Here is an 18,345-nt window from a genome sequence, read left to right as displayed (position 1 = left end):
AGGAGCAACTTTATGAGCATTACTCGTTACGGCACCGGCAGCACCGCAGGTGGCGGCCAGCCACGTCCGTTCGCCCGCGCGGTGGAAGCCGATGGCTGGCTGTACGTGTCGGGCCAGGTGCCTGCGGTGGACGGTGAAATCATCAATGGCGGCATCATCGAGCAAACCCGCCAGACGATGCGCAACGTGGTGGCTATCCTCGAAGAAGCCGGCTACGAACTCAAGGATGTGGTGCGGGTGGGCGTATGGTTGGAAGACCCACGGGACTTCTGGAGTTTCAACAAGGTATTCGGCGAATACTTCACCCCGGAGCACGCACCGGCGCGCGCCTGTGTTCAGGCCAATATGATGGTCGATTGCAAGGTCGAGATCGATTGCGTGGCCTACAAGAAAAAGGCCTAACTGATCATTCCCACGCTCTGCGTGGTAATACCGCCTTGGACGCTCTGCGTCCGCGCATGTGACGCAAAGCGTCACCGCATGCATTCCCACGCAGAGCGTGGGAACGATCATCTGGAACGGGACCGAGTACTGCCATGACCGAAGACACCATCAAACGCCGCGCCAAAGGCCTGGACCGTGCGTTCGATATCCTCGATTTTCTCAAGGAAATCGGCCAACCCCTGCGCCCGAATGATATTGCCAGCGGCATTGGCAGCCCCAAATCCACGGTCTACGAACTGGTGGCGTCGTTGCTGGAGCGGCGCATCCTGGAGACCGTGGGCAAGGACGGCCACGTGTATCTGGGGCGCCAGCTGTATTTCCTCGGCCAGGCACACTTGCGTCACTTCGACCTGACCCGCGAGGCCGACCACGCCTTGCAGGAGATCGTCAGCCAGACCCACGAAACCGCGCAGATGTGCCTGCTCAACGGGCGCAAATACACGGTGGCGCTGATGCGCGAGGGCCAGCGGCATTTCCGTATTTCTTCGGACATCGGGGAAAACGCGCCCATTCCGTGGACTGCCTCGGGACGCTTGTTGCTGGGGCATTTGAGCGATCAGCAGATCGTCGACCTGATCGATCCCGACGATTTCATCCTGCCGGATGGCCTGCGCCTGCCGCTGGACACCTTTCTGGCGCAGATCCGCCAGGCCAGCCTGGATGGTTTCTTCTCCTTCGACAGTGTGGCCGACACCTTCACCCACTGCTTTGCCGCCCCGGTGCGCGATGCCCAGGGCATCAGCATCGCGACCCTGTGCATCGTCGCCCCCCGGGCTGATGCGAGCAAAAACTACCATGACTATCGCCGGGTACTGATCGACAGTGCCAACAGCCTGGCCCGGCGCACCAACGAATAGGAGTTTTCCATGTCTGCCCTCAATGCCGTTGAAAAAGGGGCCGCCGCCGTCGGTGCCCATTTGGTTCGCGATGTCAGCCTGCCTGCCCTGGTGCTGCACCGTGACGCCCTGGAACATAACATCCGCTGGATGCAGGACTTTGTCCGCAGCAGCGGCGCCGAGCTGGCGCCCCACGGCAAGACCAGCATGATGCCCGCGCTGTTCCAGCGCCAGATCGCCGCCGGTGCCTGGGGCATCACCCTGGCTACCGCCGTGCAGACCCGCGCCGCCTACGCCAGCGGCGTGCGTCGCGTGCTGATGGCCAACCAACTGGTGGGCGCGGCGAACATGGCCTTGATCGCGGACCTGCTGGCCGACAAGGATTTTGACTTCCATTGTATGGTCGATCACCCGGACAACGTCGCCGACCTGGGCCTGTTCTTCGCCGCCCGTGGCCAGCGCCTCAACGTGATGATCGAGTACGGCGTGGTCGGTGGCCGGTGCGGCTGCCGCAGCGAGCAGCAAGTGCGCGACCTGGCCAAGGCGATCCAGGCCCAGCCGGCATTGGCCCTCACCGGTATCGAGGGTTACGAAGGCGTGATCCACGGCGAGCACGCCATCAGCGGTATCCGCGCCTTCGCCGCCAGCCTGGTGAGCCTGGCGGTGGAACTGCAAGACAGCGGCCTGTTCGACCTGCCCAAGCCGATCATCACCGCATCGGGCTCGGCCTGGTACGACCTGATCGCCGAGTCGTTCGAAACGCAAAACGCCGCCGGCCGTTTCCTCAGCGTGTTGCGCCCTGGCAGTTACGTGGCCCACGACCATGGCATCTATAAAGAGGCGCAGTGCTGCGTACTCGAACGCCGCAGCGACCTCAACGAGGGCCTGCGCCCGGCAATGGAAGTCTGGGCGCATGTGCAGTCGCTGCCGGAGCCTGGTTTTGCGGTGGTTGCCCTGGGCAAGCGCGACGTGGCCTACGACGCCGGTTTGCCAGTGCCGCTCAAGCGCTACAGGGCCGGGATCGTGCCGGCGCAAGGTGATGATGTGAGCGGGTGCAAGGTCACGGCGGTAATGGACCAGCATGCGTTCATGACTGTGGCGCCGGAGGTTGAATTGCGTATTGGCGACATCATTTCCTTTGGTACGTCCCACCCTTGCCTGACCTTTGATAAATGGCAGGTGGGGTGCCTGGTGGACGAGCAGTTGCAGGTGGTCGAGTCTCTGCATACCTGCTTCTAGACCGAGTCGCGGCTATCGCAGCGATGCGGCGACCCGACAAGCCAGCTCCCACAGTGACCGCGTTTTAACTGAAGGAATGCAGTCGAATGTGGGAGTCGGGCTTGCCCGCGATGGGGCCCTCCAGCACACCTGAGAACTTTGCCATGAACACCCACCCCCGCACCGCCCTCATCGGCGAATGCATGATCGAACTGCAACACCGCGCCGACGGCAGCCTGCACCAGAGCTTCGGCGGTGACACCTTGAACACCGCGGTGTACCTGCGCCGCGAGCTGGGCGATGCCGGCAGCGTTGACTACGTCACCGCCCTGGGCGATGACAGCTTCAGCGATGCCATGTGTGATCATTGGCACGCCGAAGGCCTTGGCCTGGACAGGGTCCAGCGTCTGCCTGGGCGCCTGCCGGGCTTGTATTGCATCCAGACCGACGCCCAGGGCGAACGTAAATTCCTCTACTGGCGCAACGAGGCGGCCGTGCGCGACTGCTTCACCACGCCTGCCGCCGAGCCGGTTCTGGCGGCCCTGCCGGGCTATGATGTGGTGTATTTCAGCGGCATTACCTTGGCCGTGCTGGGAGACATCGGGCGTGAGCGTTTACTGCAGGCGCTGATCGAAGCCCGCCTGCGCGGCGCCAGGGTGGTGTTCGATAACAATTACCGGCCCCGGTTGTGGGCCGATGTGCAAACGGCTCGTGAAGCGTATCGCAGGGTGGTGGCCGAGGTGGACATTGCCTTGCTCACCGAGGATGACGAACGCGCGTTGTTTGGTTATGAGGATAGCGAGCAGGTGTTCGCGGCGTACCCGTCGATTGCAGAAGTGGTGCTCAAGCGGGGAGCGGATGCGTGCCTGATTCGTTGCGCGGGCGAGCGCTTTGCGGTGCCGTCGTTGAAAGTGGAGAAGGTGGTGGACACCACGGCGGCGGGGGATTCGTTCAGTGCGGCGTATTTGGCCTGTCGGCTCAAGGGTGGCTCGCCCCAAGACGCCGCACTGGCGGGGCATCGGTTGGCAAGCCGGGTGATTCAGGTGCCCGGGGCGCTGATACCGAGATGATCACTGATCGTTCCCACGCTCTGCGTGGGAGCGCAGCCCGGGACGCTCCGCGTCCCAGAAGCGGACGCAGAGCGTCCAGTGAGGCATTCCCACGCAGAGCGTGGGAACGATCGGACTGAAGCCATCCACTCAATCGCGGTAAAACACCTGCACCAGGTGATAGCCAAACTTGCTCTTGATCGGCCCATGCACCACCTTCACCGGTTTCTTGAAGATCACCGCATCAATCGCCCCCACCATCTGCCCGGGCCGCACTTCGCCCAGGTCACCACCGCGTTTGCCCGACGGGCAGGTGGAGTACTTCTTGGCCAGCACATCAAAGGCTTCGCCCTTGGCAATGCGCTGCTTGAGTTGTTCGGCTTCTTCGCTGGTTTTCACCAGGATATGACGGGCTTGGGCTTTCATGGGGCTCTACCAGCTGTGCGACGGCGCGCGATTATGCCTGAACTCAGGCCTCGACGCCGATCATGCTACGGATTTTGTTGGCCAACAGGTCAATGGAAAAAGGCTTGGCGACCATGTCCATGCCGTCCTCCAGGAACCCCTGGCGCTCGGCGGCTTTCTCGGCATAACCGGTCATGAACAGCACGCGCAGGCCGGGACGATGCTGACGGGCGATTTCCGCCAGTTGTCGGCCGTTCATGCCGGGCAAGCCAACGTCGGTCACCAGCAAGTCCACACGCAAATCCGACTCCAGCAACGGCAGCGCCGCACGGGCATCCGCCGCCTGGTGCGCGGTGTAGCCCAGTTCGTCGAGCACATTGACCACCAGCATGCGCACCGCCGGGTCGTCCTCGACCACCACCACCGCTTCACCGGCCAGGGCCACGGGCGCTTCGGTCAGGCTGGCGGGCAGGCTGCTTTCCAGCGCCGTGCCATACAAACGCGGCAGGTACAGGCGCACGCAGGTGCCCTGGCCCGGTTCGCTCTGGATGGTCACGTGGCCGCCGGATTGCTGGGCAAAGCCGTAGATCATCGACAACCCAAGGCCAGTGCCTTGGCCGATGGGCTTGGTGGTAAAGAACGGGTCGAACGCCTTGGCGAGGATTTTCGGCGCCATGCCGCTGCCGTTGTCGCTCACACCAAGCATCACATAGTCGCCGGCCTTGACCGGTTCCAGGGTGGTGATGTCGGTGCCGTCCAGGTAACTGTTGGCGGTTTCGATCAGCAGCTCGCCGCCGTCGGGCATGGCGTCGCGGGCGTTGATCACCAGGTTGAGCAGGGCGTTTTCCAACTGGCTGGCGTCGGTGTTCACCGGCCAGATGTCCTTGCCCAGTTGTACCTTGAGTTCGATATGCGCGCCCTTGGTGCGCCGGAACAGGTCTTCCAGGGACGCCACCAGTTGGTTGGGGTCGGTGGGGCGACGGTCCAGCGACTGGCGTCGCGAGAACGCCAGCAGCCGGTGGGTGAGGGCGGCGGCGCGATGGGCGGAGGACACGGCGGCATCGGCAAAACGGCCGATATCGTCGCTGCGTCCGGCGGCAATGTAACGCTGCATCAGGTCGAGGCTGCCGATGATGCCGGTGAGCATGTTGTTGAAGTCATGGGCGATACCGCCGGTGAGCTGGCCGACCGCTTCCATCTTCTGCGCATGGCGCAGGGCATCTTCGGCACGCTCGCGCTCGAACATCTCGTTCTGCAGGCGCTGGTTGGCCTCGGCCAGCGCCTGGGTGCGCTGGGCCACGCGTTCTTCAAGGTTCTCGTTGAGGTGGCGCAGGGCCTCTTCGGTGAGCTTGCGTTCGGTCTCGTCGATCACAAAGATGTAGAAACCATTCACCGAGCCGTCACTGCTAAACCGCGGCAGGTACTTCATCAGCGCATGGCGGGGGCGGCCATCGCGATGAGGCGTCACCGTCATGAAGCTGCACGCCTTGCCCTTGAGCGCGGCGGCGATCTTGTCTGCGCGCCCGGCATACACCTCGTCGCCGAGCACTTCGCGGATGGTCTTGCCGTACAGCTCCTGGGGCGTCTTGCCATACCACTCGAGGTAAGCGCTGTTGTTGAGGCGAAAGCGCTGTTCGTGGTCAACGTAGCCGATCAACACCGGCATGGCGTTGATGATCAGTTGCAGCTCGGTCTGGCTCTGGCGCAAGGCCTGCTCGGTGTTTTTGCGCTCGGTGAGGTCCAGCGCGGCGCCGAGGAACCGCGCCGGCCGGCCCTGTTGATCCTTGTAGCAGCGGCCACGGGCGAACACCCAGCGCACCTGGCCATCGGCCTGTTGCAGGCGGTATTCCTCGGCGTACTCGGTGCCATGGGTGATGCAATGCTTGATGCTGCGCGTCACTGTGCCCCGGTCTTCGGGATGCACGCCGTGCAGGTAGGCGCTGATGGGCAGCAGGCTTGAATCGTTGGGGTCGACGCCATGCAGGTAGGCGAAATGGGCGTCGGCGATGAAGCGGTCTTCACCGATATCCCAGTCCCAGGTACCCACCGCGTCGGTGGCCGCCAACGCGAGTTGCAGGCGTTGCTCGGTGTTGTGCTGGGCCTTGAGGCTTGCTTCGGAGCGCTGTTGCAGTTCGAGGGTTTTGCTGCGTCGCTCATTGGTTTCAATGGCCGTGACCAGAATGCCGGCTACCCGGCAGCTTTCATCGCGCACCGGGCTGTAGGTCAGATCCAGCCAGATTTCGGTATCGCAGCCCTGGCGGTGCAGCACAAAGCGTTGCTCGCTGAAGGTACGCACCTGGCCGCCGAGCACGGCGTCGTACACCGGCGCGGCGAAGCTTTCAAGCTCAGGCCAAGTGTGGTGCGCCGGCTGGCCCAGGGCGCCGGGGTGCTTGCTGCCAATCAGGTGTGCAAAGCCATCGTTATAGAGTTGCGTGAGGTGCGGGCCCCACAGCAGTACCATCGGCATGGGCGAATGCACGACGATATCAACGGCAGTGCGCAGGCTTTGCGGCCACTCACTGGCCTCACCGAGTGGGCTTTGCGCCCAGTCCAGCCGCTTGATCAACGCAGCGGCTTCGCTACCGGTGGATGTTCCATTCATAAAAAGCCCTGAGCATGACGCTTTGAAAAATGACAACACCCATTATCCCAAGGAGCGGCAACGGGTGGCTACCCCGGAAAAATAGCATGCCTTGAGGGTTTTTCTTCAAAACGCTGCGTCAGCGCTGAAACCTTTCATCTAATAAGCCAGCTCAGCTCTGTCGCGAAATTGCTCCAGTGCCTGGGGGTTGGCCAGGGCATCGGTGTTTTTCACCGGCTCTCCATGCACCACGTTGCGCACCGCCAATTCGACGATTTTGCCACTGATGGTGCGGGGGATATCCGTGACAGCGAGGATCTTGGTCGGCACATGGCGCGGTGTGGTGTTGGCACGAATCACCTGGCGGATCTGCTGTTGCAGCGCCTCGTCCAGTTCAATTCCGTCATCCAGGCGCACAAACAGCACCACGCGCACGTCGTCCTGCCAGCGTTGACCGATGGCGAGGCTTTCCAGCACCTGCGGGACCTTTTCCACCTGGCGATAAATCTCGGCGGTGCCAATGCGCACGCCGCCGGGGTTGAGCACCGCATCGGAACGCCCGTGGATCAACAGGCTGCCGTTGGCGCGTTGCTCGGCATAGTCACCCTGGGCCCATACACCGGGGAACTGACTGAAATACGAAGCGCGCAGTTTCTGCTGCTGCGGGTCGTTCCACAGTCCGATGGGCATGGCAGGGAAATGCCGAGTGCACACCAGTTCGCCTTTCTCTCCGATCAGGGGCCGGCCCTGGTCGTCCCACACTTCGATGGCCATGGCCAGGCTCTTGCACTGCATCTCACCACGCCGTACCGGCAGCACCGGGTTGCCGATCACAAAGCAGGAGACAATGTCGGTGCCACCGGACATCGAGGACAGGCACAGCTCAGCCTTGATCTCGCGGTACACGTAGTCGTAACTCTGGGGCGACAGCGGCGAGCCGGTCGAAATCAGACCCTTGAGGCTGCCCAGGTCGTGGCTCAGGCGCGGCTGCAACCCGGACTTTTCCAGGGTGGCGAGGAATTTGGGGCTGGTGCCGAACACGCTGATTTTTTCCGCATCGATCAGGTCGATCAAACGTTCGGGGCCGGGGTGGAACGGCGAGCCGTCGTACAGCACCGCGGTGGCGCCGATCGCCAGCACCGACACCAGCCAGTTCCACATCATCCAGCCGCAGGTGGTGTAATAGAACAGGCAGTCCTCGCGGTTCAGGTCGGCATGCAGGCCGTGTTCCTTGAGGTGCGTCAGCAATACGCCGCCAGTGCCGTGGATGATGCACTTGGGGATGCCGGTGGTGCCGCTGGAATAAAGGATATACAACGGGTGATCGAACGGCACCGCGACAAATTCCGGTTCGCCGCCGGCTTGATAGAAGTCGTCCCACAGCGCGACGTGGGCGTGGGTGGTGTAGTCCCCAGCCTGCGCTTCGGGCTTGGCGTAAGGCACGATGATCAGCTGTTGCAGGGAGGGCAGGCGTTCTAGGATCTCATTGAGCTTGGCGCTCTGGTCGATGCGCTTGCCGGCATAGCGGTAGCCCGCGCAGGTGATCAGCACCTTGGGCTCGATCTGGCCGAAGCGGTCGATGACGCCTTGGGTGCCGAAGTCTGGCGAGGAGCACGACCAGATCGCACCGAGGCTGGTGGTGGCGAGCATGCCAACCAGGGTTTGCCAGGTATTGGGCATACACGCGGCCACCCGGTCACCTATGCCGACCCCGGCCGCCCGCAGGCTTTTTTGCAGGCCGGCAACCTGTTCCGCCAGTTGCGCATAGCTCAATTGTTCACGTTGGCCGTCTTCGCTGACAGCCACCACCGCAGGATGATCGTCGCGCCGGCGCAACAGGTGTTCGGCGAAGTTCAGGGTGGCGCCGGGAAACCATTGGGCGCTGGGCATCTCGATGTCTTCGATCAGCGTGACGCTGGATGGGCTGCGAAACTGCACGTCGAAGAACGCGACAATCGCCTGCCAGAAATCCGGGCGCTGGTCGATGCTCCATTGGTGCAGGGCGGGGTAGTCGTCGAGCTGCACGCCGTGCCGTTGGTTGATGAAGCGGCGGAACTGATCCATGCGCGTGGTGGCGATGCGTTCCGGGGAGGGTTGCCAGAGGATCTCGGACATAAGCTGCCTCTTCTCGTTCCCACGCTTCGCGTGGGAATGCCTGACTGGACGCTCTGCGTCCGCTTTTGGGGCGCGGAGCGCCCCGGTCTGCGTGCCCACGCAGAGCGTGGGAACGGTCATCACGGGTTTACTGGGCCAGCCAGCCACCGTCGATGTTCCAGGCCGCGCCGCGCACCTGGGCGCCGGCTTCACTGCACAAGAACAACACCAGTTCCCCCAGTTGCGACGGCGTCACAAACTCCAGCGACGGCTGTTTCTCTGCCAACAGATCCTGCTGCGCTTGCTGTGGGTCGACCCCAGTGGCCACGCGATCATCAATCTGCTTCTGCACCAGCGGCGTCAGCACCCAGCCCGGGCAGATGGCGTTGCAGGTGACATTGCTGGTGGCGGTTTCCAGGCCCACCACCTTGGTGAGGCCGATCACCCCATGTTTGGCCGCCACATACGCCGCCTTGCCCACTGAGCCGACTTGCCCATGCACCGAGGCGATATTGACGATGCGCCCCCAGCCCTTGGCCTTCATGCCCGGCAAGCTCAGGCGTGTGCTGTGGAACACCGAGGACAGGTTGATGGCGATGATCGAATCCCAGCGCTCCACAGGGAAGTCTTCTACCGCTGCCACATGCTGGATACCGGCATTGTTGACCAGGATGTCCACGCCACCGAACTCGCGCTCGGCGTAGGCGAGCATGTCGGCGATCTGCGTGGGGTCGCTGACGTCTGCCGGGTGATGCCCGACCTTGCCGCCAAACGCCTGCACCTGGGCGATCACCGCGCTGGCGTCGCCAAAGCCGTTGAGAATCAGGTTGGCGCCGGCCTTGGCCAGGCTCAGGGCAATCCCCAAGCCGATGCCGCTGGTGGAGCCGGTGACCAGGGCGGTCTTGCCATTCAAAGTTGTCATGAAAACCTCACACAATGCCGGTGGCGTAGAAAGTACCGATCACCACGAACACCGCAAGGGTCTTGATGATCGTAATGCCAAAAATGTCCTTGTAGGCTTCGCGGTGGGTCAACCCGGTGACCGCCAGCAGGGTGATCACTGCGCCGTTGTGGGGCAGGGTGTCCATGCCGCCGCTGGCCATGGCCGCGACCCGGTGCAGCACCTCAAGGGGGATATTGGCCGCGTGGGCGGCTGCAATGAAGCTCTCGGACATCGCGGCGAGGGCGATGCTCATGCCGCCGGAAGCGGAGCCGGTGATACCGGCCAGCAAGGTCACGGTGATCGCTTCGTTGACCAGCGGGTTGGGGATGCCCTTGAGCCAGTCCGCCAGTACCAGAAAGCCTGGCAGCGAGGCGATTACTGCGCCAAAGCCGTATTCCGAGGCGGTGTTCATCGCCGCAAGCAATGCACCGCTTACCGCGCTTTTACTGCCTTCGGCCAGCTTGCTCTTGATCGCCGAGAAGCCGAACACCAGCACCACGATAATTCCCACCAGCAATGCCGCCTGCACCGCCCAGATCGCGGTGAGCTTGGCGATTTCGGTGGTCACCGGCGCGCTCATGCCCGGCAGGCTGAGGCTGTGGGTCTTGCCGTACCACTGCGGGATCCAGTGGGTGAACAACAGGTTCATCACCCCCACCAGGATCAGCGGCGACAGCGCGACCCATGGGTTGGGCAAGGCAAGGTTGTCGGCGGTTTCCGGCTCATTGCGCAACTCGGTGCCATAGCCTTCACCGGCACGCTGGGCCTTGTTGCGCTGGCGTGCGAGGTAGAGCATGCCGGCGCAAAACACGAAGATCGTGCCGATCAGCCCCAGCCACGGCGCCGCCCAGGCGGTGGTGTTGAAGAAGGTGCTGGGGATGATGTTCTGGATCTGCGGAGTGCCGGGCAGGGCGTCCATGGTGAACGAGAACGCACCGAGGGCGATGGTCGCTGGGATCAGGCGCTTGGGGATATTGCTCTGGCGGAACATCTCGGCGGCAAACGGGTACACCGCAAACACCACCACGAACAGCGACACGCCACCGTAGGTGAGCAGGGCGCAGACCAGCACAATCACCAGCATCGCCTGGCGCGTGCCGAGCAAGCGGATCGCAGCGGCCACGATCGAGCGCGAAAACCCCGACAGCTCAATGAGCTTGCCGAACACCGCACCGAGCAGGAATACCGGGAAATACAGCTTGATAAAACCGACCATCTTTTCCATGAACACCCCGGTAAAGGCAGGTGCGACGGCGGACGGGTCAGTGAGCAGCACCGCGCCAAGGGCGGCGATGGGGGCGAACAGGATAACGCTATAGCCACGGTAGGCGGCCAGCATCAGCAGCGCGAGCGCGGCCAGGGCAATGATCACACTCATGGTGTGTCTCCATCGGATTGTTATTGTTGTGGGTGAGGCTGTGGGAGGAAGCTATAGCGAGATGTGTGCCAGATTTATAACTTGTTGATATATATAGATTTATTTACTTTTTAACGACGGTTTTCCAGAAGGCAGTCTCAATCGAGAGACGAGTGGAGATCCCTTGTGGGAGCTGGCTTGCCTGCGATAGCGGTGTAACAGTGCCATATTCCCTAGCTGAACCAACGCTATCGCAGGCAAGCCAGCTCCCACACAGGATTGTCTCCATAGTGGGAATCTAGTCTCTTTAATGAGACTGGGTTATTCCAAGAGCCAGCATTTTTTTATACAACGTTGACCGCCCAAGCCCCAACCGCTTGGCTGCCTCTACCACATTCCCTTCACACGCCGTGAGCGCGGCTGCGATCACCTGCCGATCTAACCGTTCCCGTGCCGCACTGAATGTCTCTTCTTCCATCGACACCAGCGCACGGCGTTCAACCGGCGTAAAAGTGCCAATCGCTGTGCGTATCTCCTCGGCATTCAACACCAAGTCATCACTCAGCAACGCCGCCCGCTCCAGCACATTGCGCAGCTCGCGGATATTGCCCGGCCAGGCATGTTGGGCCAACAGCGCCAGGGCATCGCGGTCCAGTTCGTGCTGGCTGCGCAACTCCTCAAGGATCGCCTCGCTCAGCGCCGGAATATCCTCCAGCCGTTCACGCAGCGGCGGCACCTGGATCGGCAGCACGTTGAGGCGGTAATACAGATCGGCGCGAAACTCGCCACGCTTGATCGCCGCTTCCAAGTCCATGGACGTCGCGGCAATCACCCGCACATCGCTGTGCAGCATCTCGTTGGAGCCCACCGGTTCGAATTCCTTTTCCTGCAACACCCGCAGCAATTTGCTTTGCAGTGGCAGCGGCATGTCGCCGATTTCATCGAGAAACAACGTGCCGCCCTGGGCAATCTGGAACTTGCCGGGGCGACCCTTGCGGTCGGCACCGGTAAAGGCGCCGGGTGCGGTGCCGAAGAATTCGGCTTCAAGCAGATCATGGGGGATCGCCGCGCTGTTGACGCTCACAAAGGCTTTGTGCGCCCGTGGCGATGCGCCGTGAATGGCCTGGGCCAGCAGCTCCTTGCCGGTGCCGGTCTCCCCGAGCAGCAATACCGGCGAATCGGCACTCGCACTGCGCCGCGCCCGGCGCTTGACCTCAAGGCTGGCGGCGCTGGTGCCGATAAAGTGCGCGAAGTTGTATTTGCTTTGCCGCGAACGCAGCAGCGAGCGCGTGGAGGCCAGCTCCTGCTGCATGCTCAGGTAGCGCTCGATCAGCGGCGACAGGTTGCGCAGTTCATCGAACAGCGCAAACCCAATCGCGCCGATCACCGCCCCGGCCTCGTCGTGGATCGGCAGGCGCATCACCACCAGCGGGCCTTTGGGAGTGTCCTGGATATCCAGCAGGATCGGCCGGTCGTTGCGCACCACCTGGCGCAGCAGGCTGTTGGAAATCACCTGCTCGCAAGGCTGGCCGATGGCTTGGTCGGCGCTCTTGAGGCCAAAACGCTTGGCGTAACGCTCGTTCATCCACACGATGTTCGCATCGCGGTCGACGATGACTGTGCCCTCGCTGGACTGCTCGATGATCTCGAACAGCGACTGGATGGCCAGGCCGCGAACCTGTTGGTAGTCCTTGAGGCTGGTACTCATGGGTACAGAATCCTGTTAATGATCGTTCCCACGCTCTGCGTGGGAATGTCTACCGTGACGCTCTGCGTCACTCGGCGTAGGGCCAAGACACGACGCGGAGCGTCTCGGGTTGTGTTCCCACGCAGAGCGTGGGAACAATCTCACCTCACAAAGGGATGTGCGCTGCTGCCAGCAGTTCTTTGGTGTACGGGTGTTGGGGCGATTCGAACACATCATGGCTCGCGCCACGCTCCACCACCTTGCCATCCTTGACCACGATCATGTCATGGGCCATGGCCCGCACCACCGCCAGGTCATGGCTGATAAACAGGTAGGTCAGGCCGTATTTGTCCTGCAGTTCGCGCAGCAGCGCCACCACTTGTTTCTGCACTGTACGGTCGAGGGCCGAGGTCGGTTCGTCGAGCAGCATCAGCGCTGGCTTGAGTACAAGGGCGCGGGCAATGGCGATGCGTTGGCGCTGGCCACCGGAAAACTCATGGGGGTAGCGATGTCGGCTGGCAGGGTCGAGGCCCACGTCCTTGAGCACCTGTATGACTTGCGCGTCACGCTCGGCCAGGCTGCACGGCGCGTGTACTTCCAGGCCCTCGCTGATGATCTGCTGCACCGACATGCGCGGGCTGAGGCTGCCATAGGGGTCCTGGAACACCACCTGCATCTGCTTGCGCCATGGGCGCATCTGCTGATGGTTGAGCGGGTCCAGGGCCTCACCCTGGAAGCGAATGCCGCCGCTGGAGTCGAGCAAGCGCAGGATCGCCTGGCCCAGGGTGGACTTGCCGGAACCGGACTCGCCGACAATCCCCAGGGTTTTGCCGCGCTGCACGCTGAGGCTGATGCCGTCCACCGCGCGCAGGTAGGTCTTGGCCCGGAACAGCCCGCCACCGAGGGGGAATTGCACGCTCAGGTCATCCACTTCCAGTACCGTCTCACGGGGCTCGCTGCACAGCACATCGCCCGAGGGCTCGGCGTCCAGCAGCAGGCGGCTGTAGGGATGCTGCGGTGCGGTGAACAAGGCCTGGCAGTCAGCCTGCTCGACGATTTCGCCGGCACGCATCACACAGACCCGCTGGGCGATACTGCGCACCAGGTTGAGGTCATGGCTGATCAGCAGCAGCGACATGCCCAGGCGTTGTTGCAAGGACTTGAGCAGCAGCAGGATCTTGCGCTGCACCGTCACGTCCAGCGCCGTGGTGGGCTCGTCGGCAATCAGCAGTTCGGGCTCGCAGGCCAGGGCCATGGCGATCATCACCCGCTGGCGCTGGCCGCCGGACAATTGATGGGGGTAGGCCTTGAGCCGTTCCTGGGGTTTCTGGATGCCCACCAGTTCCAGCAGTTCGAGGATGCGCGCCTGCGCCGCCTTGCCGCCCAGGCCCTTGTGCAGCAGCAGGGTTTCGCCGATCTGCTTTTCGATGCTGTGCAGCGGGTTGAGGGAGGTCATCGGCTCCTGGAAGATCATGGCAATGCGGTTGCCGCGCAATTTTTGCAAGGTACTCGGTGAGGCGCCGATCAGTTCCTGGCCGCGATACTTGATGGAACCCAGGGTTTCGGTGCCGGCTTGCGGCAGCAGTTGCAGGATCGAATGGGCCGTCACCGACTTGCCCGAGCCCGACTCGCCCACCAACGCCAGGCACTCGCCAGGGCGCACGTCCAGGCTCAGGTTGCGCACGACGGTCTGGCCGTTGAAGGCGACGCACAGGTCGCGGATTTCGATCAGGTTCATACGCAGTCACTCATGAGCGGGGGTCGAAGGCATCACGCAGTGCCTCGCCGATAAACACCAGCAACGACAGAATCAGCGCCAGGGTGAAAAACGCCGTCAAGCCCAGCCACGGCGCTTGCAGGTTCTGCTTGCCCTGGCCGATCAGCTCGCCCAGGGAGGCGCTGCCGGCGGGCATGCCGAAGCCAAGGAAATCCAGAGCGCTCAAGGTGGATATCGCCCCGGTCAAGATAAATGGCAAATAGCTGAGGGTCGCGGTCATGGCGTTGGGCAGGATGTGCCGGCGAATGATCTTGCCGTCGCCCAGGCCCAGGGCGCGTGCGGCCTTGACGTACTCCAGGTTGCGCCCACGCAGGAACTCGGCGCGCACCACGTCCACCAGGGCCAACCAGGAAAACAGCGCCATGATCCCCAGCAACCACCAGAAGTTCGGCTCCACAAACCCCGACAGGATAATCAGCAGATACAGCACCGGCAGGCCAGACCACACCTCGAGGATGCGCTGGCCGAGCAAGTCCACCCAGCCACCGTAGTACCCCTGCAACGCCCCGGCGGCAATGCCAATGACGGCGCTGATGGCGGTCAGGGCCAGGGCAAACAGGATCGACACCCGTGCACCAAAGATCACCCGGGCCAACACATCGCGGGACTGGTCATCGGTGCCCAGCCAGTTCACCGCCGACGGCGGGCTCGGGGCAGGGCGGGAGAGTTCGTAGTTGGGCGTGTCATCGCTGAACGGAATCGGCGGGAACAGCATCCAGCCGCCATCCTGCTTGATCAGCTTTTGCACGTAGTCACTGCGGTAGTCCGCCTGGAACGGCAACTGCCCACCGAACTGCTGCTCGGTGTAGCGCTTGAACACCGGAAAATACAGCTCGTTCTTGAAACTGAGCACCAGGGGCTTGTCATTGGCGATCAACTCGCCGCCCAGGGTCAGGATAAACAGGCCGATAAACAGCCACAGCGACCACCAGCCACGGCGGTTTTTCTTGAAGCGCTCGAAGCGTCGGCGGGCCACGGGGGAGAGGTTGAGCATCAGGCGTTCCTCGCGGCGAAGTCGATACGCGGGTCCACCAGGGTGTAGCAGAGGTCACCGATGAGTTTTATCAAGAGGCCGAACAGGGTGAAGATAAACAGCGAGCCGAACACCACCGGGTAGTCGCGGGACACGGCCGCCTCGTAGCTCATGCGGCCCAGGCCATCGAGGGAGAAGATCACCTCGATCAGCAGCGAACCGGCAAAGAACACGCTGATAAACGCTTGGGGAATCCCCGAGATCACCAGCAACATCGCATTGCGGAACACGTGACCGTACAGCACCCGGCGTTCGCTCAAACCCTTGGCGCGGGCGGTGACCACGTACTGGCGGGTAATTTCATTGAGGAACGAGTTCTTGGTCAGGATGGTCAAGGTGGCAAAGCCGCCGATCACCAGCGCCGTTACTGGCAGTACCAGGTGCCAGAAATAGTCGGCGATTTTGCCCACGGTGCTCAGTTCGGCGAAGTTTTCCGAGACCAGCCCGCGTACCGGGAACCAGTTCAGCGAGGTGCCGCCCGCGAACACCACGATCAGGAACATCGCAAACAGGAACGCCGGCATCGCGTAACCGATGACGATGGCCGTGCTGCTCCACATATCAAAGCTGCTGCCATGGCGCACGGCCTTGCGTATGCCCAGCGGGATCGACACCAGGTAGGTGATCAGCGTGGCCCACAGGCCAAGGGAAATCGTGACGGGCATCTTTTCCAGGATCAGGTCAGTCACCGTCGCGCCACGAAAGAAGCTGTTGCCGAAGTCCAGTTGGGCATAGTTCTTGAGCATCAACCACAGGCGTTCCGGCGCGGATTTGTCGAAGCCGTATTGTTTCTCGATGTCCTTGATCAGCTTCGGGTCCAGGCCGCGGCTGGCTCGCGAGCCGCTGATGCCTTCGCCGGATGCGCCGGCTACACCACCGCCGCCAATGCCTTGCAAGTGGGCGATGGCTTGCTCCACCGGCCCGCCGGGCGCGGCCTGCACGATTACGAAGTTCACCAGCAGGATGATCACCAGCGTCGGGATGATCAGCAGCAGGCGCCGTACGATATAGGCAAACATCAGTGGGCCTCTCCGCGTTTTTTCAACTCAGCCTGCATTTGTTCGTTCGTCAGCGGGGTGGGGCTGACTTCCCACCAGGTTTCCAAGGCTTCGTCGTTCTTCGCCTCGATGGCCGGGCGCCCGAAACGGTTCCACCATGCGGCGGAGGTGCCCGGTGGGTAATAGTTGGGGATCCACAGGTAATTCCATTGCAGTACGCGGTCCAGGGCGTGGGCATAGGTGAGCATCTTCGCCTGGGTGTCGGCCTTGACCAGGCCATGGATCAGCGTATCGACGGCCGGGTCCTTGAGTACGATGTAGTTGTTGGCGCCCGAATCGAACGCGGCGGCAGAGCCGAAATAGTTGTACAGCTCCATGCCGGGCGAGGTGGTGACTGGGAAACCCGTGACGATCATGTCGTAGTCGCGGGCCATCAGTCGGTTGACGTATTGCGAGGAGTCGATGCGGCGGATGTTCAGGGTAATGCCGATCTGCGCCAGGTTGCGTTTGTAGGGCAGCAACAGGCGTTCGAGGCCGTTCTGGACGTTGAGGAAGGTGAATTCCAGTGGCTCGCCCTGGGCATTGACGAGTTTGTCGCCCACAGGTTTCCAGCCGGCGTCTTCCAGCAGGGCCAAGGCTTGCAACTGTTTGTCGCGGATCATGCCACTGCCATCGGTGACCGGGGCCTTGAACACCTGGGTGAACACCTCGTCGGGAATCTGCCCGCGCAGGGGTTCGAGGATCGCCAGTTCTTGCGGGGTGGGCAACTGGCTGGCGGCCAGCGGGCTATTGGAAAAATAGCTCTGCTGTCGGATGTACAGGTTGCGCATCATCTGCCGGTTGGCCCATTCAAAATCCCACAGCATCGCCAGGGCCTGGCGCACGCGGCGATCCTTGAATATCGGTTTTTGCACGTTGAACACATAGCCCTGGGCCGGCTGCGGCATCTCCTTGGCCAGGTGCGCGCGCTGCAGGCGGCCATCGTCCAGGGCCGGGCCGTTGTAGCCGATGGAGTAACCGGTGGCGGAGAATTCACGGTTGAAATCATAGGCGCCGCCGCGTAGCACTTGTCGCGCTACTTCGGTGTCGCCGAAGTACTCCAGGCTCAGGTGATCGAAGTTGTACAGGCCGCGGCTGACCGGCAAGTCCTTGCCCCACCAGTCGGGGTCACGGGTGAAGGTGATGGTACTGCCGGAGTCGATCTTGCTGACCTTGTAAGGGCCGCTGCCCAGTGGCGCTTCGTAGCCACCGCCGTTGGCAAAGTCGCGGGTCTTCCACCAGTGCTCGGGGAACACCGGCAAGGTAGCGATATCCAGGGGCAGGGTACGGTTTTCGTTGCTGGAAAAGTCAAAGCGCACCTGGCGCTCACCTTCGACCTCGACGTGCTTCACGTCGGCAAATAGCGTGCGAAAGCGCAAGCTGCCTTGGGTCATCAGCACGTCAAAGCTGTAGCGCACGTCTTGCGCGGTGATGGGCTTGCCATCGGCAAAGCGCGCCTTGGGGTTCAGGTAGAAGCGCAGTGACAGGCCATCGTCGGCGCGCTCCATCTTTTGCGCCACCAGGCCGTAGACGGTGTAAGGCTCATCCAGCGAGCGCAACGCCAAGGGCGCATACACCCAGCCGTCGACCTGGGATACGCCGATGCCTTTGTCGATATACGGCAGCACATGGTCAAACCGCCCCACCTCCAGCGCGGAACGCCGCAGGCTGCCGCCCTTGGGAGCGTTGGGGTTGGCATAGTCGAAATGGCTGAAACCTTCGGCGTATTTGGCGGGCTCGCCGTACACCGTCAGGTAGGTTTGCGGGGCTGCGATCACCGCAGTGCTGGCCATTAGCAAGGCCAGGGTGGAACAGAGCAGAGATGAAAAAGCCAATCGCATTATCAGCCTTGAGCGCCGGGTAAGAGTCATAAGGATTTGTACG

At 62.4% G+C, this 18,345-nt stretch carries 14 protein-coding genes; 4 read left to right on the top strand and 10 right to left on the bottom strand.

What is annotated here, in order from left to right; all coding sequences use genetic code 11:
• The first annotated feature begins 12 nt into the window (after positions 1-12).
• The 4 genes from JFT58_RS04630 (at position 13) to JFT58_RS04615 (ending at position 3,568) form a co-directional block, all read left to right on the top strand.
• Positions 13-402: a RidA family protein gene (locus JFT58_RS04630; RefSeq protein ID WP_003191822.1), complete on the top strand. Its 390-nt coding sequence runs from the start codon at positions 13-15 to the stop codon at positions 400-402.
• A 134-nt stretch (positions 403-536) separates the two neighbouring features.
• Positions 537-1,301: an IclR family transcriptional regulator gene (locus tag JFT58_RS04625; RefSeq protein ID WP_198834301.1), complete on the top strand. Its 765-nt coding sequence runs from the start codon at positions 537-539 to the stop codon at positions 1,299-1,301.
• A gap of 9 nt (positions 1,302-1,310) precedes the next feature.
• Positions 1,311-2,519: an amino acid deaminase gene (locus tag JFT58_RS04620; protein WP_054896545.1), complete on the top strand. Its 1,209-nt coding sequence runs from the start codon at positions 1,311-1,313 to the stop codon at positions 2,517-2,519.
• 143 nt (positions 2,520-2,662) lie between these two features.
• A complete protein-coding gene (locus JFT58_RS04615; protein WP_054896619.1) occupies positions 2,663-3,568 on the top strand; it encodes a sugar kinase in 906 nt (301 codons plus the stop codon).
• Positions 3,569-3,697: 129 nt separating this feature from the next.
• Here JFT58_RS04615 and JFT58_RS04610 read toward each other — a convergent pair whose 3' ends face one another.
• The 10 genes from JFT58_RS04610 to JFT58_RS04565 form a co-directional block, all read right to left on the bottom strand.
• Positions 3,698-3,973 (bottom strand): peptidylprolyl isomerase, encoded by a 276-nt coding sequence (locus JFT58_RS04610; protein WP_003174397.1) that lies wholly within the window; start codon positions 3,971-3,973, stop codon positions 3,698-3,700.
• A 43-nt stretch (positions 3,974-4,016) separates the two neighbouring features.
• A complete protein-coding gene (locus tag JFT58_RS04605) occupies positions 4,017-6,554 on the bottom strand; it encodes a PAS domain-containing hybrid sensor histidine kinase/response regulator (RefSeq protein WP_034125737.1) in 2,538 nt (845 codons plus the stop codon).
• Between the two features lie 138 nt (positions 6,555-6,692).
• Complete coding sequence (locus JFT58_RS04600) at positions 6,693-8,648, bottom strand: acetoacetate--CoA ligase (RefSeq protein ID WP_054896544.1); 1,956 nt, start codon at positions 8,646-8,648, stop codon at positions 6,693-6,695.
• Between the two features lie 127 nt (positions 8,649-8,775).
• Complete coding sequence (locus JFT58_RS04595; RefSeq protein WP_054896543.1) at positions 8,776-9,549, bottom strand: 3-hydroxybutyrate dehydrogenase; 774 nt, start codon at positions 9,547-9,549, stop codon at positions 8,776-8,778.
• Between the two features lie 7 nt (positions 9,550-9,556).
• Positions 9,557-10,948: a GntP family permease gene (locus JFT58_RS04590; protein ID WP_054896542.1), complete on the bottom strand. Its 1,392-nt coding sequence runs from the start codon at positions 10,946-10,948 to the stop codon at positions 9,557-9,559.
• A 286-nt stretch (positions 10,949-11,234) separates the two neighbouring features.
• Positions 11,235-12,635 (bottom strand): sigma-54 interaction domain-containing protein, encoded by a 1,401-nt coding sequence (locus JFT58_RS04585; RefSeq protein WP_054896541.1) that lies wholly within the window; start codon positions 12,633-12,635, stop codon positions 11,235-11,237.
• Positions 12,636-12,780: 145 nt separating this feature from the next.
• Entirely contained in the window at positions 12,781-14,352 is a 1,572-nt protein-coding gene (locus JFT58_RS04580) for an ABC transporter ATP-binding protein (RefSeq protein ID WP_054896540.1), read from the bottom strand.
• Positions 14,353-14,362: 10 nt separating this feature from the next.
• Positions 14,363-15,385 (bottom strand): ABC transporter permease, encoded by a 1,023-nt coding sequence (locus tag JFT58_RS04575; protein ID WP_034125731.1) that lies wholly within the window; start codon positions 15,383-15,385, stop codon positions 14,363-14,365.
• A complete protein-coding gene (locus JFT58_RS04570) occupies positions 15,385-16,443 on the bottom strand; it encodes a microcin C ABC transporter permease YejB (RefSeq protein ID WP_005788805.1) in 1,059 nt (352 codons plus the stop codon). The genes JFT58_RS04575 and JFT58_RS04570 overlap by 1 nt, the downstream gene beginning before the upstream one ends.
• On the bottom strand, positions 16,443-18,302 hold the full coding sequence (locus tag JFT58_RS04565; protein WP_054896539.1) for an extracellular solute-binding protein: 1,860 nt from the start codon (positions 18,300-18,302) through the stop codon (positions 16,443-16,445). Before JFT58_RS04565 ends, JFT58_RS04570 begins: the two co-directional genes overlap by 1 nt.
• Between the last annotated feature and the right edge of the window lie 43 nt (positions 18,303-18,345).

It is taken from the genome of Pseudomonas sp. MF6767 (genome assembly GCF_016405475.1).
Classification (GTDB): domain Bacteria; phylum Pseudomonadota; class Gammaproteobacteria; order Pseudomonadales; family Pseudomonadaceae; genus Aquipseudomonas; species Aquipseudomonas paracarnis.
This window is presented reverse-complemented; position numbering and strand designations above follow the sequence as displayed.

Excerpts from the sequence above, each read along its gene's own strand:
- JFT58_RS04630 (WP_003191822.1), top strand. The coding sequence starts at position 13 with ATGAGCATTACTCGTTACGGCACCGGCAGCACCGCAGGTGGCGGCCAG.
- JFT58_RS04625 (WP_198834301.1), top strand. The coding sequence starts at position 537 with ATGACCGAAGACACCATCAAACGCCGCGCCAAAGGCCTGGACCGTGCG.
- JFT58_RS04620 (WP_054896545.1), top strand. The coding sequence starts at position 1,311 with ATGTCTGCCCTCAATGCCGTTGAAAAAGGGGCCGCCGCCGTCGGTGCC.
- JFT58_RS04615 (WP_054896619.1), top strand. The coding sequence starts at position 2,663 with ATGAACACCCACCCCCGCACCGCCCTCATCGGCGAATGCATGATCGAA.
- JFT58_RS04610 (WP_003174397.1), bottom strand. The coding sequence starts at position 3,973 with ATGAAAGCCCAAGCCCGTCATATCCTGGTGAAAACCAGCGAAGAAGCC.
- JFT58_RS04605 (WP_034125737.1), bottom strand. The coding sequence starts at position 6,554 with ATGAATGGAACATCCACCGGTAGCGAAGCCGCTGCGTTGATCAAGCGG.
- JFT58_RS04600 (WP_054896544.1), bottom strand. The coding sequence starts at position 8,648 with ATGTCCGAGATCCTCTGGCAACCCTCCCCGGAACGCATCGCCACCACG.
- JFT58_RS04595 (WP_054896543.1), bottom strand. The coding sequence starts at position 9,549 with ATGACAACTTTGAATGGCAAGACCGCCCTGGTCACCGGCTCCACCAGC.
- JFT58_RS04590 (WP_054896542.1), bottom strand. The coding sequence starts at position 10,948 with ATGAGTGTGATCATTGCCCTGGCCGCGCTCGCGCTGCTGATGCTGGCC.
- JFT58_RS04585 (WP_054896541.1), bottom strand. The coding sequence starts at position 12,635 with ATGAGTACCAGCCTCAAGGACTACCAACAGGTTCGCGGCCTGGCCATC.
- JFT58_RS04580 (WP_054896540.1), bottom strand. The coding sequence starts at position 14,352 with ATGAACCTGATCGAAATCCGCGACCTGTGCGTCGCCTTCAACGGCCAG.
- JFT58_RS04575 (WP_034125731.1), bottom strand. The coding sequence starts at position 15,385 with ATGCTCAACCTCTCCCCCGTGGCCCGCCGACGCTTCGAGCGCTTCAAG.
- JFT58_RS04570 (WP_005788805.1), bottom strand. The coding sequence starts at position 16,443 with ATGTTTGCCTATATCGTACGGCGCCTGCTGCTGATCATCCCGACGCTG.
- JFT58_RS04565 (WP_054896539.1), bottom strand. The coding sequence starts at position 18,302 with ATGCGATTGGCTTTTTCATCTCTGCTCTGTTCCACCCTGGCCTTGCTA.